Raw genomic sequence first — 22,601 nt, 5'->3', positions numbered from 1 at the left:
CCATAAACTATATTTACTTATGAAGCTCTGGAAACACATCGAACATCTCAGAAACACGGCACCCTTGGTGCACAACATCACTAATTTCGTGGTCATGAATAACTCTGCCAATGCACTTTTGGCTATTGGCGCATCTCCCATCATGGCCCATGCTAAAGAAGAAGTACCGGAGATGGTAAAGATCTCCAATGCCTTGGTGATCAACATTGGCACCTTAGACCCTACTTTCATAGAAGGAATGTTACTTGCGGCAAAGACAGCGCATGAACTGGGAAAGCCTTGGATCCTGGATCCGGTAGGTGCGGGTGTGTCCCACTTAAGAAATTCCACCATCCAAAAATTATTGGAATACCATCCTACTGTGATTCGGGGAAATGCATCAGAAGTAGTAGCCGTTTCTTCTGCCACAGGAATAAAAAGCAAGGGGGTAGACAGCAGCATGAACAGTTCAGATGCTGTAGAAAGTGGGAAGGAACTGCATAAAAATCTCGGTACCATCGTGTGTATATCCGGCGCCACAGATTACCTCATTTCTAAAGGTCAAATCTTTGAGATCCAAAACGGAGATCCCATGATGACAAAGGTTACAGGCTTGGGATGTAGCCTAAGCGCTGTACTAGGAGCCGTACTCGGCGCTTCAGGTGCAGACCCGGAAGCCATCGCCTCAGTTGTAGCCTACTTTGGAATATCTGGAGAGCTGGCCAAAGGATTAGGACCTGGCTCTTTGCAGGTTCAGCTTTTAGATCATCTCTATTCTATAGATCAATCCACCTTTGAAAATAGACTTAAGATATGCAGTTATACCTGGTAATTTCCCAAGATGCTTGTGGCTCTCGGGATTTCCTAGAAGTGGCGAAGGAAGCCATTTTGGGTGGTGTAGACATCATCCAACTAAGAGAAAAGAAACTCCAGGAGGAAGAGTTCCTATACCGAGCACAAGCCTTACATAAAATCACTCAATTGCACAAGATACCATTGGTCATCAATGATAACCTAAATGTGGCATTAGAAGTAGGCGCAGAGGGAGTGCATGTGGGACTAAACGATATGCCCCCAGTACAAGTCAGAAAAAAATGGAAAGGAATGATGGGTTGGTCCATAGAATACTTAGACCAATTAACTAGTCCTGAAATCCATGCCGTGGACTACATAGCAGCAAGCCCTGTCTTTTCTACTCCTACTAAAGAAGATACAGTAACAGAATGGGGAATTGAGGGGATTAAAAAGATCAAATCATTATCTAAACTCCCCTTAGTAGCCATTGGTGGTGTAAACATAAAAAATGCAAGAAAGATATTAGAAGCCGGAGCGGATAGTCTGGCCGTAGTATCTGCCATTTGTCAAGCAAAAGATCCCAAAGGGGCCGCTTACCAACTTAAATCTTTCTTTAACCCATGAAGAAATACTATTCTGTCCTTAGCATAGCTGGTTTTGATGGAAGTGGAGGAGCCGGAATTCAGGCTGATATTAAAACCATATCAGCCCTAGGAGCTTATGCCACTACGGTATTAACTGCTCTACCCGTCCAAAACACCACAGGCGTAAAGTCGATTCACCCTATACCGGAGGAGGTGGTGGCAAATCAACTTGACTGTATCTCTGAAGATATCCCACCCATGGCCATTAAAATAGGCATGGTGCATACACCTGCATTAGCAAGGGTGATCGGAGACTGGTTGAAAAATAACCCAAAAGTTCCTGTGGTCTTTGATCCTGTTATGGTAGCCAGTAGTGGGGATCATCTGATTGAGGAAGAAACCATTGAAAGCATCAAGGAGCATATCTTACCCTTTGCTACTGTGCTTACTCCTAATATGGATGAGGCCGCCATTTTGGCACAAAAATCTGTAAAGACCAGAGAAGAAATGCATTCCGCTGCAAGCTACATCCTAAATCAATACTCCTTTGCTTTGCTCATGAAAGGTGGTCATTTGGATACCGAAACATTGACCAGCTACCTTTATTTAAGGCCAAATCAGTACGTGGCCTATGACTTCCCAAAGATTGAAACAAGGAATACACATGGCTCAGGATGCAGCTTATCATCAGCCTTGGCAACTTATCTCGCTTTTGGTGAAACTATAGAAAATGCCACAAAAAAGGCCCAAGACTATGTACATCAAGCCATACTTAATGGAAAAGATATAAGCACAGGAAAAGGTCATGGACCATTAAATCATCTCTTTAATCCTCAAAAAATGAAAATCTATGAACTGGTTTGAAGAAGCTGATAAATCCTCAGCAGCTATTCTAGAAAAAATATATAATCATCCCTTTATTCAGGACTTACAATCCGGGACTTTGGATAAAGATATTTTCCAATATTACATGGAGCAAGATGCGGTGTACTTGAAAGGTTTTGCTAAAGTACTTCAAAAGATAGCGGAAAATTTACCGAATGAAAAAGATACTTTTTCCTATGCTAAATTCTCTGAGAATGCCATAGCCGCAGAACAGTCTCTACATAGCAATTATATCACCCATAAAGAAATTCAAGCTCAACCTGCTTGCCATCACTATTTACTATTCCTGCAGCATCACTTGAGTCAATTAGAAAACGCTCTGGCAGCGGTACTACCCTGTTTTGTGGTTTATGAAAAGGTGGGAAATTACATATTAAAGCATACGGATCTAGAAGGGCATCCATACGCTTCGTGGATACAATTATACGGGGGAGAAGAATTCTCCTTAAGCGTACAGGAGGCCATCAGAATTACCAATCAATACGCCCATTTAAATGGATCCATGAAGGAAATATATCTACAAGGCTGTGAGTTGGAATATCTTTTCTGGGACGGAGCTTACAAAAAATTGAGGTGGATCAAAACTTCTTAAAAAGTAATCTACCTGAACGGATGATGGACTTTGTTGCGGTAGGTAGGCAGCCACCTGCATGCCTGCCGCTTTTGCTGCCTCCATTCCGTAAAAAGAGTCTTCTATGACCAAGCACTCAGAGGGATTTATTTGAAGGCGATCAGCTACCAATTGATAGATTTCCGGATCTGGCTTCCCTTTACTTACTTGATCTGCCGTTACTACGGCACTAAAACAATCCTCAACTTCCAATTTCTGAAGAACTATTTTGGCTAAGGGAAGGGGGGAATTTGTACCCAAACCTAAGAGATATCCCTCCGTTTTAAGCTTTCGAATAAAAGCAGCAGCACCGGGTGTTTCACAATCATCTCTCACTATACAGGATTGAACATATCGGATGACCCTTTGTTCCACTTCGTCAAAACTCACTCCTGTCCAGGGTGATTTTTCGTACCAAAAATGTATGACTTCAGGGGCGGTGAGGATTTGGGTGATCTTTCTGTATTCAGGCTTAACGTCTACTCCTAATTCCCCAAACACCACTTCTTCTGCTTCCGACCAGTATTTTTCAGAATCTACTAAGACTCCATCCATATCAAAGATGACCGCAGCAATGGGCATATGCTAATGTTTTAATAGGCGAAGATAAGAAACTATTGTTTGACTATCTTTCCTCTATAAATATGGTAAGTCCATTCCGCATGGGTAGTGGTGCCCGCGCTAACTTCTGGAGCAGCTTTACTAACCGTAAAGTAGACGGTAGGCTCTTCCCACTTACTGATTTCTCCGAAACCATTTCTCTCTAAACCTGCATTATGATTTCTAGCAAAGCCTGTCATGTAGGGAGAGATCCTTAGCATAACTTCCCATTTTCCACTCCCGGCCATAAAATCTGATAAGTCCATATAGTTCACCTCTAGACTTTCATTCAAAAATGCAGGATAAGTGGACGGATGGGGCTGAACGGGTCGCACCATAACTATTTTATTCTTTTCTATGTCAACCGCAAAATCAGAGTTGCAGGTATAATCTTGACCGGTATATCCTATGTTTACTAGGCCATTTTGCACCATTCTATTTCCATTTCTCTTCTGGAACTTATCCATATCACTTAGATCCAACTCAGCCCACTCTATGCGTGTACCTTGGATATCCCCCACCGTATAAGTAAGAATAACTTTGCCCTTCTTATCCAATGTGAATGCAGACGGCTGTCCTACTCCCCAGGATTTCCCCCCATTAGGCAGTAATTCATCTCCTTCATAGGTCCAGGGTTTGCTAACAATTTGCTTTGGATACTTAACCCAGGAATCCCCATCCAAGCTATTGGAAAAGGCCACGCCCACTTCATTATAGTAGGCGGAATAAGGATTTGTCAGATAGAACATGGCGTAGGTATATCTTTCTCCCCCCATTGAAAAATCGCCTTGAACGACACTAGGGTCACAAGTATGGTGATCATCCCATGAGCCTAGAACACCAGGCTGCAGTACACTTTTCGCTTCTGTCAAGGCTTGACCTTCCTGCCACTTTACATGGTAGATATTATCTACCATAATGGTTTGTTCCGGATTGCCACAGAAAAACATATGGGTAAAACCGCTTCCATCTTTCACAACGCTGGGACAATAGGAATACCTATATTGATTATAAAACCCAAAAACCCTTTCTTGACCTACCCATTGATAAGTAGGCACGGGAGGAGGTTCAGGAAGGTCTGGAACCGGCGCACTTTTCGAACAAGCGCATAAGAAAACGAGAACCCAACAATACTTTATCATATCTCTTTTAAAACTTGTGGAACTATTGCATTCAGTGCTCTTTCACTTTCTTCCAGGTCTTCCCTGTAGAATATAAACTGCCTAGATGTTTTAACCTTTTCAAATTGAAATCTACCATCTTCTCGGATTTCTGTGAATCTAATGGGAAGGATTTGATTTGAAACTACTCTTTCCCCCTTGGAGGCTGATTTCTTCAGGGAATAAGAATGGTTACCATCTACCACTATGACCAGTTCTCTAACCATAATCCAGATGGGTGTTTCCCAGAAATGAAAACTCTTAAAGGGAGTTTCCTCTCCTCTACTATAGGCTCCCTCTTCATCCATAGCTCTCAAAAAATCTTTTCGTGTAGAAGTAGTAAAGGCATAATGAATAAAGTTCTGAATAGGTGCTCTAAGTTCCTTTAGGAAATCAAGACTCTTTAATGTGAAGTAAGTATTGTGCACATCTTTTACAAAACCCCCATCCTTACCTGCGCAAGGGTATAAAATCAAGGGTAAATCAGATTTCAAAATTCGGTTAAAGGCATGCACATCTAAGGCCACATTCCATTCTCCACCTGGTATCATGTTCGCGCCCACGTCCTTGCCTAATTCATGATTCTGACTTGCTGTACCAGCACTTAGATGGATCATCTTTATTTTAGCCTTCAATAATTCAGGTTCTCTGTTAAATGCCACTGCCAGCACCCTTGCACTTCCAAAAGAAAGCACTTCAATAGGTTCTTGAGCATCTCTGAGCAACTGAAGAAAAAGCAGAATACCTTCCTCCTCAAATGCCCGTAGCGACCTCATTTCGTCTCGTTCATGCTGCATCATGGAAATCGGGCCAATAGCATAGGGAATCTTCTTTCCAAAGATATATTCCAATTGTAATAGAGGAATGATTCCCGCTTCCCTAGGACCTCTAGGATCTTTCCAAAGGGTAGGATGATCTGCGGTATCTTTCCGAAATGCGTCAGTTATATCTAAGATAATTCCTTTGGTACGGATATCTTTCAAGCCGTAACTATGCAGTAAATCCAGGTTATCACCTGGATCTTGGTAGGGATGATAGCAATCCGTAATGACAATCACGTCTTTCCCTAGCACAGATGTGAAGGCTAGCAAAAAGAACAGAAAGAAGGTTTTATTCATGAGCAAAATACTTTTTTAGATCAAATTTTGCCGAATACAGGTCATAGGACCAAAGCCAGTTTTCCCCTGTCATGGCAGGTGTAAAATACATGATCAATTCGTCGTCATTCAACATATATCCTTTGGGGTCCGTCAGAATCCCGGGATTATGGTTCCTAGGAAAACCTGAACCCTGAGGAGTTACTGCTCCTATCTTAATCCATTTTGACCCGTCTGTACTTAAATCTTCAGACAAAGGCAAATAAGATAGTTGCGCCACGTTCCCCACCCAAGTAGGAATTAACTTGTCCATATTCTCCCTTCTTTCGGAAACCATGTAAACGTTTTTCTTAGAAAAGGCGGGGTAATTATTCCCAGGCATATTTTTTATATACTTCTCTTCGCTCCACCTGATATTATTGAGATCAGACAGAATACCGTCTCTGTAGGTAAAGCCGCCGGCAGAATTAGAATAGAAAATCCTTATAGTTGAATCATTTAGTACAATACTGGTACTCTGACCTACACCCCAAGTGGTCTTACTGGCAGATCCGATGATAGGATTTCTGTCAAATTTAATCCACGGTCCCTCTATGTTTTTTGAAAGAGCCAGTCCTATTTGATTGTGAAAATTATCCCACTGATCTGTACCTAAGTACGTCATGATATAATTATAAGTCTCTCCATTGTATTTGGTTTTAAACTGCCTAACATCCGGATCACATACGTGATTGATGTCCCAACCGGAACTGGAGGGATCCATAATACGAGTACCCGGTTGCCATACGTATCCTTTTGAAGTAGGAATACCTTTATAGAGGTAGATATAATCTACAATCTTAAAAGGTTCCAGATTCTGGCAAACGAATGCATACCGTATACCGTATTCGTCCTGGATGACACTGGGAGCATAATTATAATAGCCAGCACCTCCGCTGAATTCATAGTTTATTTCAGGGCTTACGGTTTTTTGAGCGAAAGCCATAACCTGACTCATAAAAAGTAGGAATAATATCTTTCTCATAGCTAAAAAACAGGTAGGGAGGCACTTATACCTCCCTAGCACTGCTATTAATAGTTAGGGTTTTGCTTAAGATTTACGTTGTTATCTACCTCGCTTTGAGGGATAGGCATACGAGCTGACTTACCTATGATGAAATTGTTGAAATCAGCATCTCTGGATTTCAATTCGTCAATGGTTTTCTGATCCTCTAAGCCCCAGCGTTTCAAGTCTATCCATCTAACACACTCCAAACTCAACTCCAGACCTCTTTCTATTTTTAGGTGCGACTTAAACGCTTCTTTACTGGACATGATATTGGCATAATTGTAGTACGTACTATTCTGAAGATTTGGAAGTTGTACTCTACTTCTAACTCTATTCACAAGCTCTACCGCCTTAGCATTAGGACCATTCACCTCATTTAGTGCTTCTGCGTAAAGCAAGAGCATGTCCGCGTATCTTAAAGAGCGGAAGTTGTTATCGTTCCAATAGAACAGCGGGTTCGCTGTAGTACTATATTTTTTGATGAAGACTCTTTGTCCCCAATCGTTTCTCCATCGATTACCATATATCAGGGTATCAGCCCTTTCCGGGAAGTCCTTACCCGCATCATCATACCACACGGTGTGGAATAAGCGTATGTCATTCTTACCATCCACTGTCTTTTCACGCTTGTAGTAATCCACTAACCATCTTCTGGCTTCAATGTTGTTCCAACCTATGCCAGCAGGTGCTTGGTTCATCTCGATTTGGGTTCCCAGCTGAGCATTTGGATCCAAATAATTATCCGTTTGGTCAAAACCTACATAGTTCATTAAGGAGAATTGGATCTCAAACAATGACTCCTTATTATTCTCGGTCTTGTTATTAAAGTTATCCGAGTAGTCCGCAGTCAAGTCGTAGTACGACTTACCTTCTCCGTCCACTAACCATTCAAAGCATTTGATGGCATCCGCATATTTTCCATTCTGCATAAGTACTTTGGCTAATAAGCCATAAGCAGCACCTTTTGTAGGGCGACCGTACTCTGTATTATTTCTAGTGGCAGGAAGTTTTTCAATGGCCTCTTTTAAATCCACTTCTAGCTGGTCAAAGATCTCTTTAGGAGTCTTTTGTTCAGGCATATCAGATGCAGAAGAAGTCTTCAGTACAAAGGGCAGATTTTCCCATAACGTAGTCATATAGAAATAATAGAAAGACCTTAAAAACTTCACCTGTCCTATCAGGTCTTGCTTTCTCTGCTCACTCTGGAAAGGAATATCATTAATCTTATCTAAAACCTGGTTAGCTCTAAAGATAGCGGTATAGTGTTCTCTCCAAATCTTGGTATTCACTTCAGAGAAGTTGTAGTTCGTATAGATAAACTTAGCATATTCATTTAGCTCAGTCCATCCCGCTAAACTCACCCCCTCATCTGCAAGTCCATGCATCTGAGTATAGATATTTCTAGTCCAGGTTCCTTGACGGTAAAACATACCGTAAACGGCTATTACGCCGGCCTCTGCATCTTTCTCCGTTTTCCAGAAATTTCCGGTGGAGATGGTATTCTCGTTGACCAAATCTAACTTACTGTCATCGCAAGAACTTAATCCTACTGACAACAAGCTCGTCAAACCTATAATATATTTTTTCATGTCAATTAAAAAGATAAGGATAGTGAAAACATTACCGATCGTGGATTAGGGAAGGACATATGGTCCGCACCAATGGTAAAGATGCCTGAGTCTCTGAATTCAGGATCTAGACCGGAATACTTGGTAAAGGTCAACATGTTCTGAAGTGTTACCCCTGCTCTAACTTGGTCAAGACCCAAGGTACCTACCCATTTTTGAGGAAGGCTATAACCTAAAGCAATCTGACTCACGCGGAAGAAGGAACCTTTTTCTAACCATCTGTCTTGGTCTCCTCTACTGTTTCTCGAGTCTCCGAATACAATTCTAGGTCTGTCATTCACAGGATTCTCCGCCGTCCAAGGCACTATGCCGTTAAAGTTATTTTGGTTATTGGCAAAATCTCCAGCAGCTGCAGCGGCTCCGTTCCAAACATCCTGTCCAAAACGACCGTAACCGTTGATGCTCAAATCAAAGCTCTTATAAGAGGCTCCTAAATTCAATCCTAATTCAAACTTTGGCCAAGGATTTCCTACCAACTGTCTGTCTTCAGAGGAAATAATGCCGTCACCATTGTAATCATCATATTTGATATCTCCCGGTCTAGCATTCGGCTGAATAACCTTACCTGCTGCATTCTTGTAATTTTGGATCTCTGCTTCATTTTGGAAGATGCCTAACATCTTATAGAGATAAAATGCACCTAAAGGCTGTCCAATTTCCGCTTTAGATAGAGATTCAAAATACTCCACTCGTCCATAACCTAAATCCAGGACCTTGTTTTTCACTTTGGTTAGATTAAGGCTAGCGGAATATTGGAAGTCAGGAGTTAATTGATCTCTCCATCCTAAATCTATCTCCACACCTTTATTAGATAATGATCCGGCATTTACGGCGGGGTTTCCACCCTCATTACCTGAAGACATCAGGATAGGCAAATACACCAATAAATCTTTACTTTTTGCATCAAAATATTCCGCACTAAGGGTTAGCTTATTGTTTAAGAAGGCTGCGTCAAATCCCACGTTTGTAGTGGTTTTTCTTTCCCACACTAAATCAGTGTTAGTTAGACGGGATTGTGTCATCCCTAAAACCCTGATTTCAGGAGAACCGAAAACCGCCCTAGGCGCAGTGTTAATCACGGCCTGGTAATCCCAGTATCCTATGCTACTGTTTCCTAAGGTACCATGGCTGGCACGAATCTTCAAATCACTGATGAAAGGCACCTGGAAGAAGGATTCTTTACTGATCCTCCATGCTCCGGAATAAGAAGCGAAATTACCCCAACGTGTACTTTCTGGTAGGCGTGATGTCCCGTCTCTTCTCAAAGTAAATTGGAACAGATATTTGTCATCGTAGGAATAATTAATCCTTCCTAAATAAGACATGATTCTGGCTTGCTGATAGCTCCCTCCCGCAGAGGTGTTACCCGTAGCAGCATCTAAGGATGTTATATAATCATCCCCTACCATCAATGGATTCAACTTCGTGATCCAGTTGGTAAATCCTTTGAAAGTATTATACGTGGCACCGGCTACGGCATCTATATCATGCTTACCTACTTGCTTCTTATAGTTAAAAGTCTGTTCTACTAGAAAATCATCACTTCTGTAGCTCTCATAACCCAAATAAGCTGCATCAGAACCCTGTCCCATAGTCCAGTTTCCTGTCTTACGAAGCGTATTTGTAACTCCATGATACCAAGTATAGGCTAAGTTAGTTTTTGCGGTCAAATCCTTAAAAAGTACAACCTGTCCAAAAACGTTAGACTTCAGGATATTTTCAGGATTATCTTGTGGACGAAGGTCCTGCATGGCTACCATGTTCAGTCCATAGTTATTCGCTCTGTCCGGATTACCGTAACCATAGCCCCCAGGATTATTTTCGTCACGTACAGGAATAGTTGGTGAAATACCTATGAAGTTAGCCCATGGGTTTCCGTTGAGGTTCTTTCTATTCGTACGCGTGAATGAAATGTTTTCACCGTAAGAGAAAATGCCTTTTTGTCCGCTAGTGTTCACACGGAATCCGTAGCGATCATATCCAGTGGAGTATAGAGCACCTTTATCTTCCATACGGTTGAAAGCTACAAAGTACTTACCTGACTTTGAGCCCCCCGAAAAGGCCAGGTTGTAGTTCTGTAAAACGCCTGTGCTTAGCATCTCATCTTGCCAGTCGGTATTACCGTCAAAGTGATTTTGACGACGTACCACGCCGGCTACTCCTGAACGAATGGCTTCATCATACGCCATATCATCATACTTCTTCCAGGTCGCTGCATCCATCAAATCATATCTTGGAAGATCTGTGATGGATAAGTTAGCATCAAACTGCACCTTCATAGGTCCTTCCTGACCTTTCTTAGTGGTGATGATGATCACACCGTTTGCCGCTCTAGAACCATAGATAGCTGCGGCAGAGGCATCTTTCAATACTTGAATAGATTCTACATCTGCAGGGTTAAGGTGAGCTTCTCCACCTATCATACCGTCTACGATGAAAAGCGGGTTATTATTTGTCAAACTTCCTAGACCACGAATACGTACACTGGCTTGCTGACCGGGAAGACCACTGGAGGTAACGGTTACACCGGATGCTAAACCCTGCAAAGAGCTAACGATGTCCTTTGAATTTCTATCTCTTAATGCCTGTGTATTGATGACTGAAACTGCTCCTGTTAAATCCTTCTTTTTTACCGTACCGTACCCTATGACCACGAGTTCTTCTAATGCGGTCTGATCTTGGGAAAGTATGATTTCGTAGAAACTTCTACCGTCTACTTTCACCTCTGCTTTCTCATATCCTATAAAGCTAACTTCAAGGATAGCACCTGTCTTTACATTAAGGCTAAACTTCCCGTCAACATCTGTAGCTGCAGCATTTGAAGTACCTTTTTCCCTTACGCTGGCACCGATGACCGCCTCTCCGGCCTCATCCGTCACTCTACCGCTGATTTGTCCGAAAGCGAGACTACAGCAGCACATCATACAAAGCAGAGAATAAAGGGGTCTCTGCCATGCCTTTCTTTTGGTGAAAAACATAGAAAAATTCATATAATTAATATGTTAGGTTAATTCTAATTTGAGCCTGCTTGTATGATAAGTGCTATACCTATCAAAAACAGGATGAACATGAGATACAAATACTTGTTCGCCTCTTTCGGCGCGTTCTTAAATTCTTTCCAAATAAATACTCCCCAAAGGGCAGACACAAGTGTAGCACCCTGACCAAGACCATAGGAGACCGCAGCACCTGCTTTTCCTGCTGCAATCAGGTTAAAGGCATTCCCTAAACCCCAGATTAAGCCGCCTAGTATTCCCACCAAATGGATGTTAAAACCTCCTTTGAAATAGGCTTTATAATCCACTGGCTCTCCTACAAAAGGCTTCTTCATAATCAGAGTATTGAATAAGAAATTACTAACAAAGATTCCCAAAGCGAAGATGAACATGGCCGTATAAGGGGTCATCTTTCCCACTGCAGGATTTACAAAATCTTCCAAATCCATGGCTGCAGCCACAAAACGGTAGAAGAAAGACATGAGAAGGCCGGCCACTAAAGAAAGAATCAATCCTAGAGAGGACACCTTCTTTGATTCCTTAGCTTGCTTACCATAAGCTATGGCGTTCAAAATGATGGCGACGGTAACCAATGCCACTCCAGAAAACAGTAGAACCGGATCACCTTTAGCTGATCCGAAGTAATTAATAAGTACTCCCAAAACTAAAGCTAGCCCGATTCCCACAGGAAAAGCTACCGATAGGCCTGCTATAGATATAGCAGCCGACAAAAGGATATTGGCAGCATTAAAGACAATACCTCCAATAAACGCAGAGCGTAAATTAGCTGCATCAGCCTGAGCTAAATCAGGCAGGAAACTTCTCCCTTGCTCACCCATACTTCCTAAAGTAAAGGCTGAAATCAAGGAAAATAGTAGGATCCCTATCACATAATCCCAGTAAAAAAGCTCATAACGCCAGGATTTCCCGGCAAGTTTCTGCGTATTCCCCCAACTGCCCCAGCAGATCATGGTGATAACACAGAAGACTACGGCTAAGGCATAGTTATCTACAATAAACATATTATTTAAGGTTAGGTTTTGCGGTGATTAGTTCAACAAAATGCTGACGCGTTTTTAGGGCTTGAACACTGTCAACCGTAAGATAGCGATGCTTACCATCTTTAGACGCGGTAAAGCTGGTGTATCCTTTGTCATCAACAGTAATAGCCCCTGCTTCTGAAAGGGTAAAATACTCCGGAGAATTTTCTACTACGTAGAGAAGAGCTATTAAGTCCCAAGTAGGCCTGTCGTACGGCATATCCAAGTAATGCTTGTAGGCCTCCACTACCGGATGATACGGTGCCCAAGTAAAATCATTCTCAATGCTCGTAGCGGGATAGGTTACAGCAATGCCCGCCTCAAAAGGAGTGAAAACAATAGGCGTAGGCCATTCCTTTGTGATATTTTGCGCTGCAGGAATGTCCTTTACTACATTATATTCCGGAATTTTCTTCTCTCCAAAACTTCCGGCCATCATGGAAAGAAGTTTTACTTTCTTTGCAATCAATTCTTTACCTGACAAGGGAGAATATTCATCCGGAAGAGAATTTAAGAGCCTATAAATGTTAGTAGAAAATCCTACGGAAACCAATGTAACAGAATGGTCCGGCTGTTTAGCCAAGATCCCCCTATACAAGCTCACGGCCTCAGGCACCTGATCATAGTCAAAATCAGGTCTTTGGAACAAAGGTGCACCCGTACTGTCCTTTTGTAAACTTACAAATTCAGCATATTTACGGGCATCGTTTTCAGAATCTATTCCATTTATCACTTTAGCAATAGGAATATCCGGATATCCGTACCAGTGGTTCATCAAATGTATGTATTCTGTAGAATAAGGACTCTGCTTATTAGAAGAGATGGCTAATACTTTCACCTTTTCCTTGTCCAGATATTTATATATCATATCCAAAGCCAGAGCATCATCTACGTCATTTCCCATATCTGTCTCAAAAATGATGACGGGAACCTCCGGTTCTGAAGGCTTTTCGCAAGCAGCGAAGAAAAGTGAAGCGATAAGGAGAATAGATTTTTTCATAATTAGCTTAGGTTAATTCGTGTCTATAAGGTAGAGATGCTTGAGCTCCCATGCGGGTAACGGTGATAGCTGAAGCCTTGCAAGCCATTCTTACGGCCTCCTCTATGCTCATACCCTCACTTAGACCCACGCACAATGTGCCACAGAAAGTATCTCCGGCTGCGGTGGTATCCATGGCTTCAACCTTCTCTGCTTCTACTCTGTAATAGGAAGAACCCTCTTTAATCAAAGCGCCCAATCCCCCTAGAGTAACTACTACTATATCCACACCCTTCTCGCTGATTCTATCTGCCGATTTTTGGGCAGAGTCCCAATCCCTCACTTTAATCCCGGAAAGAATCTCAGCTTCGTTCTTATTTGGAGTGATGATGTACAAGCATTTTAATAATTCATTAGAGAGGGTTTGAGCAGGAGCAGGATTGAGAGCTACTTTTACTCCCTTTTCTGCCGCTATTTTAGCCGCATATTCTACCGTTTCCATTGGGATTTCCAACTGCATCAAAAGGATCTCTGCTTCTTCAATTTCTTTGCGGGCTTTTTCTATATCCGCTGTGGTTAAGGCAGCGTTCGCACCAGGAGCTACGAGAATACAGTTTTCACCGTAAACATCAACAGAAATCAATGCCACACCCGAAGGATGATCTTCATCCGAAAACACATAGTCTGTGTTAATATTTTCCGAATTGTATAATTCCATAGATTGTCTACCGAAAAGGTCATTACCTGTTTTGGTAATAAAAGTGACCTGACCGCCCATTCTTGCCACGGCAACGGCCTGATTCGCACCTTTCCCACCCGGATTCATCATAAATTCACCACCTATCACGGTTTCTCCGGGTACCGGCAGTCGACTGGCTTTAATCACCATATCCGTATTCGAACTGCCTACCACCACTATTTTCGACTTACTCACGTTTTGCAATATTTTGATATTTACTATTAAATTTTTCAGTAAACATAAAAGCCAATAGTAAAGCAAAAAAACCAAAAAAATACAGATTGAATGTCTTCAAAATGACTATATTTTCTCTATTTATCTTATTTTCAATATTTTATATTATATATTCTTGCATTTTTCAATATTTTTATATTACTTTCCAAAGAATAGTTTCAGCACCCTATAATTGAGCTTTTTTCGGACAATACTTCCGAAAGTAGACGTAATGCTAGGGTGTAGAGACAAGTATTAATCAACCCTATGTTACAATCAGACGCCTTAATCCTATTGATCCATAACCTGAGTCCTGCTGAGAAGAAAAAGTTTAAGTCGGGCAGAAAAACGGCCGACTATACCCGCCTCTACGACATCATCGAAAACAGTGGGACAGCGAGTTCTGAAGAGATCAAGAAGAAATTCAAAGATGAGGTAGGCTCATCCTTCAGTGCTTCCGTAAGTTATTTGTACAGGGTTTTACAAGACCTTCTGCTGCATATGCGAGAAGAGCAAGACAGCCACTATCTCTTGTTTAACCAAATATTAAAGGCCCGGGTACTCTTTGAAAAGTCCTTATATGAAGAGGCTTTAAGCATGTTGGCATTGGCCAAGAAGAAAGCTAAACACCATCAAAATCCTATTGCTCACCTGTATGCTTCCCGACTAGAGATGGAATTTCTTCTATTTCTTAATTTCCCCCAACTCACGGAAAGAGAATTACTGAACAAACATTTCCAGATCAATGAAACTTTGAAGGAGATCAGGAAGGTAAATGAGCATTCGTCTTTGTATGAACTTTTGCGTCATCGCCTGCTTTACAAGGGCAGTATTCGTTCTCAGAAGCAGAAAGAATCACTAAACGACTTGGTGATCAGCGAAATGAGCATTAACTCTAACCACAAAGACAATTTTGAGATCAAGAAGAACCACTTGCTTTTTCAATCGAACTATCTGATCGGAACGGGGGATTATAAATCGGCACTGCACTCATTTAGGGAATTAAATGCCTTATTTGAAAAGAATCCTTTGTTTTGGGCTAGTCAACCCTTCTACTATGTAAATGTATTAGAAGGGATCTTAGACAACCTTCGAGGCATGAAGATCTATGAAGATATCCCCTATTTTATTGAGCGACTAAGGAGTATAGCATCCAAAACGGAAGCTCTCCAAAATCAGGTAGAGGCCCTGACCTTTATTTACACTTTAATCCCTTTCCTAGATACTGGAGATTTTGAATCAGCAAGCAAGATAGCCTCCCAGTATGAGGACTTCACGGCCTTGAACCTTTCCACTAGAGCAGAGATTTCACTGTATTTATCCCTTTTATATCTGGGCTTCAAGAATTATAAAAAAGCTCAAAAGACCCTGTTGAGTGAGATTATACGTGGAAATGACCTTTACATTTTGCCTACCTATAGAACCATGAGATTACTTCATTTGATCATCCATGAAAAGTTAGGAAATACTGACGTGGTTCATTTTGAAGGAAGATCCATTAAAAGGGAATTAGCTAAGGCAGATAAGGCCTATAGAGTAGAAAAACTGATGATCTCCTACCTTGTGTCAGAAAAGAAAATCATGCTGAGCAAGGATAGGGAAAAACTTTGGAAGAAATATCAACCTTTATTGATTGAGATCAGAGGTGATGTTTATGAAAGACAGTTGCTAAAAACCTTTGATTTTACTGCCTGGCTGGAAGCAGATATCCGCAGAGTGGATTTAAGAGAAGTTTTGAAAACCCGAAGTAAAAGTTAAAAGCCTGAAATTAATTTACCGTAAACAATCTTCTAATTCTAACAACTGGGATCAAAGCAAGTATTTACCATCTCAGCAATACAGACCATGGCCATCCCGCCAGATTAGAATAGGAAATGTTACAATGGACCTATAGGGAAGTGTCCATTGTTTAACCACGAATCCCCTATTTAGACCGAAAAATATTAAACAAAAAAAGCACGCTATTCAGCGTGCTCAATCCTTGAATGCCTTAAACCGGGTAAACATGTCCTTAAAGACCTTATTCCTGTTGATAAATGTGGCCACCTTGTAGATCTGCCTACTTCCATCATAGCTATAGGTCATCTGATCAGTAAGTATGGGCGTGGATCTCATCTCGTAGGACAGCGCGGAAGGCTCCACTAGAGCAGCGATCACAGCTATATCCCATATCACCTTTGACCAGGCAAAATGATCCGGGCTATAACCCTTTACTATTTCAATCAAATAATCTGAAATCTTATTGGCACCGCCTATATTGGCCTGTAATTCGGCTACTGTAGTCACCAAATGGGAAGTTACCGGCTCTGTAGGAATCTGGATCATTGGGACTCCACTGTCAAACAAGATCTGAGAGGAGTGCATGTCTTGCAATAGGTTGTACTCCCTGGCGGTATTAAAATGCGGGGCTTTCCCTCCTAACCAGATTAGCACGATCTTATCTTTGATCTCGGGTTTCATGATTAAGGCTGAAGCTACATTAGTGGGAGCTCCAAGTGCCAATACATAAAGGGGTTCCTTCGCCTTCATGGCCCGGTCCACCAAATCCTCAGCTGCCGCACTTTTCACAGGGGTTTTCTTGTCTTTCAAAAAGTCGGTGGAGCCTTTGTACACCGGAAACTTTACCTTCATCAATTCCAGAATCTTCTGAATCTCTTGATAACTCTTTTCCATACCATCTTCCACGCTTTTCGCCCGTTTATTAATAAAAGGGGCTGAATAAATGGCCTGAATATTAAGTTTTTCTTGAGCGAGTATGGCATAAACCAAGGCAAATTGATCATCCACCTCATTGAAAGCGTCCGTATCAATTACCACGTTAGCCTTCGCAGGAATGTGACTTAATCTTTCAAGGAGCTGGGCAAAAGAGGAGCCTATAACCAGAAATACTCCGGCCAGACTTAAAGTTATTTTTTTCATTCTATTAAAGTTAGTTAATTTCTCAATGATAGGAATCTATTTCCTAATAGCTCTGCTTACCTCTATGGGAAGATCAGATTCTAGTACATCAGCCCCCTCAGAGAATATAGCACGGTAAGCCTCTGCCCTTTCTTCAAGAGTTTTGAGCTTATCGTATTTGGGAGCAGCGGATATCATACAACTCACGCCTCTGGCATGCAGTAATTCATACATCTTTTGATTATCCGGCTTCATATCAGAACCTATATAGGCTATCATCTTATTCCAGGGAACACCCGCATTTTCATAGGATTTCAGGGCCTCCTCCGTCTTTACAAAAGCAGACATCATTAACTCCGGAACCTGCTGGTGATAAAACAAAGCTTGTTCTGCCGTATGCACCGTCACCATCATATAACGTTCAGCCTTTTTCCTTTTGATCAAAGCTGCTATTCTTTCTAAAGGCACATCCTTTTTGTCTAAATTCAGTACCGTTTTCCCTTTTGCCCAATCCATGGCTTGCTCTAAGGTAGGGATTTTGTATTTGGTCACGTTGCCTTCACCGTCTTTCAAATATAGCTTTTGAAGCTCCGCCCATGTAAAATCAGACACCTTTCCTGAACCCGTTGTGGTCCTGTCTAAGGTAGCATCATGCATTAAAACAATCACGCTGTCTTTGGTTAATCTAGGGTCTATCTCAAAGAAGGCAGGAGTATGATTGAGAACATGTTGGAAGCCCTCTATAGAATTTTCGGGATACTTAGCAATATGGGTACCTCGGTGTCCACTAATGATCTTTTTACCGGGTTCGTAACTAAAGTATTTCTTAATATCATCAAACGTGCGAAAATGAAGCTTATGCTTTTGGGCATACGTATTGGAACACCAAAGTAACAAACCCAGTAAAAATATCTTTCTCATTTTATATTAGCATTTAACATTTCCAGTGTCCACCCTTTTTGAGGATCATAGATAATCAAAGTGATCCTTGAATTCTCCTGCACTAACTTGCGATAGTTTTTCAAGGGCATACCCAATTGACGCGCTAAAAATAATCGATTCACTCCATTATGCGCTACCACCATATAGGTACCGTTCGTCAAACTTTTGAAAAAGCTCTCCATTCTCCATACTACTTCCTCTCCACTTTCACCTGTCCTACCCGCTTTATTTTGCTCAGGGGCTTTTTCCCATAAATCCCATGCGTCAGGATCCTCTTTCACAAACTCCTCACGAGTTTTCCCTTCCCATTGACCAAAATCTAATTCTATCAATCTTTCATCTGTAATAGGATCCTGTCCGCTAGCAATCCGCGCCGTGTGAACGGCTCTTTGCAGAGGAGAACTATACACTCCATCAAATGGAATCCCTTCTAACTGCTTACGAACAGCCTCCGCCTGTTCCAATCCCTTTGCATTCAAAGGGATATCCGTCCTACCGCAATATTTATTACCTTGAGCGTTATAGTCGGTTTGACCATGTCTCAACAAATAGATTTTCAACATATATTCCTGCTCTTTAATTCTCCCAAGAAACGCTTGTAGCCTTCTTGGTACTTTTCAATCCACCGTGTTTCCGGCTCTATCACCTTCTCCACTTTAATCATTTTTCTTGCAGCCGTAGGAAGATCTTCATAGAAGGTACCCGAAGCTGCTAATATGGCCGCACCAGCTGCACCAGTTGTATTGGCCATCTTTTGGATTGGCACCTGAAGTACGGTACTCCTTATTTTCATCCAAAGATCTGAGTTACTTCCTCCTCCTGCTGAAAAGACTTTATTGACCTTTTGACCTGATAATTCTTCAATACGATCGTAGGCCATTTTTTCTATGTAGGCTACCCCTTCCATTCCACAAGCAAACACGTAAGCATCCTCTTTACCTTCCGGCATGAATCCCCGAGCCTGAGGAGAAAAGAAAGGAAACCTTTCCCCATGCTGTAATAGCGGCCAAGCTACATCGCCGGTAGGAACTAAGGCTTCCGCCTTCTCTCCTAGCTCTTTCAGGTTTTGTCCTCCGAAGTAATGGCTCACCCAATCGGCACCGGTATTACTGGCCCCTCCTGGCATCCAATATCCTTGGGGATGTCTATGATTATAAATGGCACCGCTCAGATCCTTAATCTCCTCAGTAGACACTCCTTTAATCACCAATGTGGTACCTATGGTAGTGTTCCATTCTCCGGGAGCCACAGCTCCGGAAGCCACTTGAGAAACGCAACCGTCCGTCATCCCCGCCGTTACCAAACTTTCCGGAGAAAGGCCATATCTTTCAGCCCAGGCGGGCAAGATCTTCCCTATAGGATATCCCGAAGGTACCACATCTTGTAACCAAGCCAAATGAACGCCTAAGTCCATGATATAGGAAGGCCAAACCTCCTCATGGAGATTGTAACCCGACTTCAATACGTTAGTATAATCCGTCACCCCAAAGTTCCCACTTAACGTGCCGGTAATGAAATCTGAGGCATGAATAAACTTATACAGGTCATGTCTCTTTTCCGGAAAGTTTTCCAGAAACCATATCATCTTAGGCAGGCCACTGGATGAGTTGAAAGCTGTATATCCTACCGTTTCTCTTTCTTTGGCTAAAGCTTGACATCTGTATCCTTGTTCCGCCGAACGTTGATCACTATACATGATGGCAGAGTGTAAAGGATTCCCTTTCCAGTCAATGGGAATGATGGTTCCCGAAGTAGATGTAACCCCTATTGCATGTATTTTAGATTTATCTCCTAATGCATTTAGAACCTGAATCAATAGTTGGTCTAAAATCTCCCACCAATGCAGAGGATCTTGTTCTATCCTTAAATCTCCGGAAAACTGAAATGCCTGGTCTCCTGCAGCTAAGGTATTCCCCTCTTGATTTAACACCACCACTCGAACTCCCTGAGTTCCAATATCAATACCTAAAAATTGCTTCATGCTTTACGAAAAGAATTTCTTACCTCTAACCATTTCTCATAAAGGGCAGTGCGGTCTTTCATCGGCTTTGCCACCTCATAAGACCCTTCGCTACCCCCAACATTGATTCCTAAAGCTTCATTACACAATAGCGCAGAACCTATCACAGTAGCTTGTTGATATCCTTTTCTAATTCTTACTTCAAGACCGCTGATATCAGCTATTAGTTGGCGCAGAACCTCACTCTGCAAGCCTCCTCCGCAGGCCCATAAATAACCGGAAGTATGGCTAGAACAAGCCGCCAAGACTTTATAGTTTTCAACGATCGAAAAGGCTATATCTACTAAGATTGCCCATACAAAATGACTTCTTTTCAGTTCATGACTAACCGGAACGGGGAATACAAAGCCCCCAGTGGTGATGGGTGCTTTTTCATAAGCCACTAATGAACCTAAGCTAGCAAAACAATATCCTGGGTCAGTTTCTTCCAGTTCCCTTTGCATCACCTCGTAGGACTCATTTGGATAGAACACTTCTTTTAATCTTTGAAGATTTAGCCCGGTAACTCCTGCATTAGCTTCAAAAACAAATCTTCCGGCCTCAATATCTCTACTGGTCCACGTTCTTTGTTCATCATCTGTAAGGTAATGGTCTTCCAATTTTACTACCGGAGTGGTAGTACCTGACACTAAAATCACGTCACCATTACTTGGCACCGTACTCTTGATGGCCATTTGGGTATCTCCACCACCTACTACACATACAGCTGTGGAAGGTAAATTCCATTCTTGAGCAATAGTGGGCAAGATTTCACCTAACACACTCCCTGACTTAACTAGTTCAGGCAGTACTTCTTTAGCTATGCCAAACTTCTGAAGCATAGTGGACGACCAATTACCTTCTGCAACATCATACAAAAGAGTCTCTGAGGCTTGAGAATCCTCGTACACGGCCTTACCGCTAAGTTCCCAAAGTGCCCAGTCGCTAATGCTTAAGAAGAATTGTGTATTCTTCCATTCCTCTCCTCTTCTTTCCCGCATGCCTATGCATTTGTAGACAGAGAAAAGGGAAGTAGGATATCTACCGCTCGTCAAATAAACTTCCGTTTTATCACCGAAGGAATTTTCCCATTCTCTCCCACGATGGTCTATATTAGGCAAGCCCCACGTGGCTTTACCTTCCTTATTGACCAAAACAATACCCTCACGTTGAGAGGTACTAGTCACTGCTTTTACCTCCACATCCGGGCTCAGAACTGCCTGAGTTAGTTCCTTCAGCTCTTCGATTAACTCAGAAGGCTTGAAGTAAATGGCATCCGGAAATAATTCGTCTCTGTAATATTTGATATCTGCCCTGGCTACATTTAGAATTTCACCTTCAGGAGTTACTAAGGCGGCACGGACATTTCCTGTTCCAATATCTAAAACTAAATAAGCGGTTTTCATGCGTTGACTAAGATTTGGCGGTTAGCTATTCTTCTTTCGTTGATGATACCTTTGCTCAACCAATTCACTAAAGTCTCATTCATTATGCGCACGTGGTGATCTTCCACTTCATGTGTAGCACCTGCGATATGAGGTGTAGCCAGTACATTCTTAGCTCTAATCAAACGATAATCTAATTCATCCGGTGGTTCGTGATCAAATACATCAAGAATGGCACCTTTGATTTTCTTCTGTTCTATGACCTCCAAAAGGGCGTTCCTGTCCACCACCACGGCTCTGGCGGTATTCACAAATAAGGCATCCGGCTTCATCACAGAGAATAGTTCTCTTGAAATAAGGCCCTTGGTTTCCTCTGTAACGGGAAGGTGTACAGAGACAATATCATTATTAGCAAAAACTTCCTCCACACTTTGTTTTTGGTACAAAGGAAAATCTTCAGCCTTTACATAGGGGTCATAGTAAGAAATCTCACAAGGATAAGACGCAATCATGCTGGCAATCAGTTGACCTATAGCTCCAAAACCCACAAAACCGACCTTCTTACCTGCCAATTCATTACCTTTAAAAATCAAATACGAGGTATGGGCACCTTCATCCCATTTTCCGGCTTTTAGCCACTCATTGGCGAATAGGGTATCCCTTAAGAATGTGATGACATTAGCTACAAATAATTCAGCTACAGCCTGTGCATTCCTAGCAGGAGTATAGAACACTGGAATCCTGTGTGCACTAGCTTCTTTAATGCTGACATTCGAAGGAGTTCCTCTACATACTCCTATAAATTTAAGATCAGGGAAAGATTGAATGACCTTTTCTGTTACGTGATCATGTTCAGTGATCAATGCATCTGCTTCGCTTTCTTTTAGAAGTTGGATCAATTCATCTTCATTGAAGGCTCTTCCATTATCTTTCCAAGGACGATACACGGTTTCGCCGACATGTTGGTTCAATTCTTTTAAACCGCCCTCATTGTAGGGCGAGGTCACTAATACTTTCATCTTAC

Annotated in this window: 20 protein-coding genes; 5 read left to right on the top strand and 15 right to left on the bottom strand. The window is 42.0% G+C overall.

All coding sequences use genetic code 11. From position 1 onward, the window contains the following. The first annotated feature begins 19 nt into the window (after positions 1 to 19). From thiM to LBYS_RS01885, 4 genes are read left to right on the top strand one after another with little or no spacing between them, the layout of a single operon-like run. Complete coding sequence (gene thiM / locus LBYS_RS01900; RefSeq protein ID WP_013407216.1) at positions 20 to 811, top strand: hydroxyethylthiazole kinase; 792 nt, start codon at positions 20 to 22, stop codon at positions 809 to 811. After that, positions 793 to 1,398: a thiamine phosphate synthase gene (thiE, locus tag LBYS_RS01895; RefSeq protein ID WP_013407215.1), complete on the top strand. Its 606-nt coding sequence runs from the start codon at positions 793 to 795 to the stop codon at positions 1,396 to 1,398. The genes thiM and thiE overlap by 19 nt, the downstream gene beginning before the upstream one ends. Then, positions 1,395 to 2,222 (top strand): bifunctional hydroxymethylpyrimidine kinase/phosphomethylpyrimidine kinase, encoded by an 828-nt coding sequence (gene thiD, locus LBYS_RS01890; protein WP_013407214.1) that lies wholly within the window; start codon positions 1,395 to 1,397, stop codon positions 2,220 to 2,222. The genes thiE and thiD overlap by 4 nt, the downstream gene beginning before the upstream one ends. Continuing rightward, the gene (locus LBYS_RS01885) at positions 2,209 to 2,835 is read left to right on the top strand and encodes a TenA family protein (protein WP_013407213.1); all 627 of its coding nucleotides are present in this window, start codon (positions 2,209 to 2,211) and stop codon (positions 2,833 to 2,835) included. The genes thiD and LBYS_RS01885 overlap by 14 nt, the downstream gene beginning before the upstream one ends. On the opposite strand, the gene LBYS_RS01880 is transcribed toward LBYS_RS01885, so the two are convergent. The 9 genes from LBYS_RS01880 to rbsK form a co-directional block, all read right to left on the bottom strand. After that, positions 2,761 to 3,435, bottom strand: a complete 675-nt coding sequence (locus LBYS_RS01880) for an HAD family hydrolase (protein ID WP_013407212.1) — start codon at positions 3,433 to 3,435, stop codon at positions 2,761 to 2,763. The genes LBYS_RS01885 and LBYS_RS01880 overlap by 75 nt on opposite strands. A 32-nt stretch (positions 3,436 to 3,467) precedes the next feature. Beyond that, positions 3,468 to 4,595: a glycoside hydrolase family protein gene (locus tag LBYS_RS01875; protein WP_013407211.1), complete on the bottom strand. Its 1,128-nt coding sequence runs from the start codon at positions 4,593 to 4,595 to the stop codon at positions 3,468 to 3,470. After that, positions 4,592 to 5,731, bottom strand: coding sequence for a hypothetical protein (locus LBYS_RS01870; RefSeq protein ID WP_013407210.1), 1,140 nt, complete (start codon positions 5,729 to 5,731; stop codon positions 4,592 to 4,594). The genes LBYS_RS01875 and LBYS_RS01870 overlap by 4 nt, the downstream gene beginning before the upstream one ends. Then, a complete protein-coding gene (locus tag LBYS_RS01865) occupies positions 5,724 to 6,734 on the bottom strand; it encodes a glycoside hydrolase family protein (protein WP_041823374.1) in 1,011 nt (336 codons plus the stop codon). The genes LBYS_RS01870 and LBYS_RS01865 overlap by 8 nt, the downstream gene beginning before the upstream one ends. Positions 6,735 to 6,781: 47 nt before the next feature. Next, the gene (locus tag LBYS_RS01860; RefSeq protein ID WP_013407208.1) at positions 6,782 to 8,347 is read right to left on the bottom strand and encodes a RagB/SusD family nutrient uptake outer membrane protein; all 1,566 of its coding nucleotides are present in this window, start codon (positions 8,345 to 8,347) and stop codon (positions 6,782 to 6,784) included. 5 nt (positions 8,348 to 8,352) lie between these two features. Further along, on the bottom strand, positions 8,353 to 11,310 hold the full coding sequence (locus LBYS_RS01855; protein ID WP_041824046.1) for a SusC/RagA family TonB-linked outer membrane protein: 2,958 nt from the start codon (positions 11,308 to 11,310) through the stop codon (positions 8,353 to 8,355). Positions 11,311 to 11,399: 89 nt separating this feature from the next. Then, positions 11,400 to 12,404 (bottom strand): GRP family sugar transporter, encoded by a 1,005-nt coding sequence (locus LBYS_RS01850; protein WP_013407206.1) that lies wholly within the window; start codon positions 12,402 to 12,404, stop codon positions 11,400 to 11,402. 1 nt (position 12,405) lies between these two features. Beyond that, on the bottom strand, positions 12,406 to 13,422 hold the full coding sequence (locus LBYS_RS01845; protein WP_013407205.1) for a nucleoside hydrolase: 1,017 nt from the start codon (positions 13,420 to 13,422) through the stop codon (positions 12,406 to 12,408). A 7-nt stretch (positions 13,423 to 13,429) separates the two neighbouring features. After that, positions 13,430 to 14,335 carry a ribokinase gene (gene rbsK, locus LBYS_RS01840; protein ID WP_222836526.1) on the bottom strand — a complete coding sequence of 302 codons (906 nt, stop codon included), beginning with the start codon at positions 14,333 to 14,335 and terminating at the stop codon, positions 13,430 to 13,432. A 285-nt stretch (positions 14,336 to 14,620) separates the two neighbouring features. On the opposite strand from rbsK, the gene LBYS_RS01835 reads away from it, so the two are divergent. Further along, complete coding sequence (locus LBYS_RS01835) at positions 14,621 to 16,111, top strand: BT2802 family ribose utilization protein (protein WP_013407203.1); 1,491 nt, start codon at positions 14,621 to 14,623, stop codon at positions 16,109 to 16,111. 216 nt (positions 16,112 to 16,327) lie between these two features. Here the strand turns inward: LBYS_RS01835 and LBYS_RS01830 are convergent, their stop codons facing one another. The 6 genes from LBYS_RS01830 to LBYS_RS01805 are packed head-to-tail and all read right to left on the bottom strand — an operon-like array spanning position 16,328 to position 22,596. Continuing rightward, positions 16,328 to 17,272 carry a nucleoside hydrolase gene (locus LBYS_RS01830; protein ID WP_013407202.1) on the bottom strand — a complete coding sequence of 315 codons (945 nt, stop codon included), beginning with the start codon at positions 17,270 to 17,272 and terminating at the stop codon, positions 16,328 to 16,330. Between the two features lie 36 nt (positions 17,273 to 17,308). Next, on the bottom strand, positions 17,309 to 18,172 hold the full coding sequence (locus LBYS_RS01825; RefSeq protein WP_013407201.1) for a glycerophosphodiester phosphodiesterase family protein: 864 nt from the start codon (positions 18,170 to 18,172) through the stop codon (positions 17,309 to 17,311). Continuing rightward, positions 18,169 to 18,756: a histidine phosphatase family protein gene (locus LBYS_RS01820; protein WP_013407200.1), complete on the bottom strand. Its 588-nt coding sequence runs from the start codon at positions 18,754 to 18,756 to the stop codon at positions 18,169 to 18,171. Before LBYS_RS01820 ends, LBYS_RS01825 begins: the two co-directional genes overlap by 4 nt. Beyond that, complete coding sequence (locus LBYS_RS01815) at positions 18,750 to 20,174, bottom strand: FGGY-family carbohydrate kinase (protein ID WP_013407199.1); 1,425 nt, start codon at positions 20,172 to 20,174, stop codon at positions 18,750 to 18,752. Before LBYS_RS01815 ends, LBYS_RS01820 begins: the two co-directional genes overlap by 7 nt. After that, the gene (locus LBYS_RS01810) at positions 20,171 to 21,598 is read right to left on the bottom strand and encodes an FGGY-family carbohydrate kinase (protein ID WP_013407198.1); all 1,428 of its coding nucleotides are present in this window, start codon (positions 21,596 to 21,598) and stop codon (positions 20,171 to 20,173) included. Before LBYS_RS01810 ends, LBYS_RS01815 begins: the two co-directional genes overlap by 4 nt. Then, a complete protein-coding gene (locus LBYS_RS01805; protein WP_013407197.1) occupies positions 21,595 to 22,596 on the bottom strand; it encodes a 2-hydroxyacid dehydrogenase in 1,002 nt (333 codons plus the stop codon). The genes LBYS_RS01810 and LBYS_RS01805 overlap by 4 nt, the downstream gene beginning before the upstream one ends. Between the last annotated feature and the right edge of the window lie 5 nt (positions 22,597 to 22,601).

Source organism: Leadbetterella byssophila DSM 17132 (assembly GCF_000166395.1).
In the GTDB taxonomy this organism is placed as follows: Bacteria; Bacteroidota; Bacteroidia; order Cytophagales; family Spirosomataceae; genus Leadbetterella; species Leadbetterella byssophila.
The sequence above is the reverse complement of the archived record's forward strand: the minus strand, read 5'-3'. Positions and strand labels throughout refer to the sequence as shown.

Bases quoted from the DNA above. Each gene is read 5' to 3' on its own strand.
- thiM (WP_013407216.1), top strand. From the start codon at position 20: ATGAAGCTCTGGAAACACATCGAACATCTCAGAAACACGGCACCCTTG.
- thiE (WP_013407215.1), top strand. From the start codon at position 793: ATGCAGTTATACCTGGTAATTTCCCAAGATGCTTGTGGCTCTCGGGAT.
- thiD (WP_013407214.1), top strand. From the start codon at position 1,395: ATGAAGAAATACTATTCTGTCCTTAGCATAGCTGGTTTTGATGGAAGT.
- LBYS_RS01885 (WP_013407213.1), top strand. From the start codon at position 2,209: ATGAACTGGTTTGAAGAAGCTGATAAATCCTCAGCAGCTATTCTAGAA.
- LBYS_RS01880 (WP_013407212.1), bottom strand. From the start codon at position 3,435: ATGCCCATTGCTGCGGTCATCTTTGATATGGATGGAGTCTTAGTAGAT.
- LBYS_RS01875 (WP_013407211.1), bottom strand. From the start codon at position 4,595: ATGATAAAGTATTGTTGGGTTCTCGTTTTCTTATGCGCTTGTTCGAAA.
- LBYS_RS01870 (WP_013407210.1), bottom strand. From the start codon at position 5,731: ATGAATAAAACCTTCTTTCTGTTCTTTTTGCTAGCCTTCACATCTGTG.
- LBYS_RS01865 (WP_041823374.1), bottom strand. From the start codon at position 6,734: ATGAGAAAGATATTATTCCTACTTTTTATGAGTCAGGTTATGGCTTTC.
- LBYS_RS01860 (WP_013407208.1), bottom strand. From the start codon at position 8,347: ATGAAAAAATATATTATAGGTTTGACGAGCTTGTTGTCAGTAGGATTA.
- LBYS_RS01855 (WP_041824046.1), bottom strand. From the start codon at position 11,310: ATGATGTGCTGCTGTAGTCTCGCTTTCGGACAAATCAGCGGTAGAGTG.
- LBYS_RS01850 (WP_013407206.1), bottom strand. From the start codon at position 12,404: ATGTTTATTGTAGATAACTATGCCTTAGCCGTAGTCTTCTGTGTTATC.
- LBYS_RS01845 (WP_013407205.1), bottom strand. From the start codon at position 13,422: ATGAAAAAATCTATTCTCCTTATCGCTTCACTTTTCTTCGCTGCTTGC.
- LBYS_RS01835 (WP_013407203.1), top strand. From the start codon at position 14,621: ATGTTACAATCAGACGCCTTAATCCTATTGATCCATAACCTGAGTCCT.
- LBYS_RS01830 (WP_013407202.1), bottom strand. From the start codon at position 17,272: ATGAAAAAAATAACTTTAAGTCTGGCCGGAGTATTTCTGGTTATAGGC.
- LBYS_RS01825 (WP_013407201.1), bottom strand. From the start codon at position 18,172: ATGAGAAAGATATTTTTACTGGGTTTGTTACTTTGGTGTTCCAATACG.
- LBYS_RS01820 (WP_013407200.1), bottom strand. From the start codon at position 18,756: ATGTTGAAAATCTATTTGTTGAGACATGGTCAAACCGACTATAACGCT.
- LBYS_RS01815 (WP_013407199.1), bottom strand. From the start codon at position 20,174: ATGAAGCAATTTTTAGGTATTGATATTGGAACTCAGGGAGTTCGAGTG.
- LBYS_RS01810 (WP_013407198.1), bottom strand. From the start codon at position 21,598: ATGAAAACCGCTTATTTAGTTTTAGATATTGGAACAGGAAATGTCCGT.
- LBYS_RS01805 (WP_013407197.1), bottom strand. From the start codon at position 22,596: ATGAAAGTATTAGTGACCTCGCCCTACAATGAGGGCGGTTTAAAAGAA.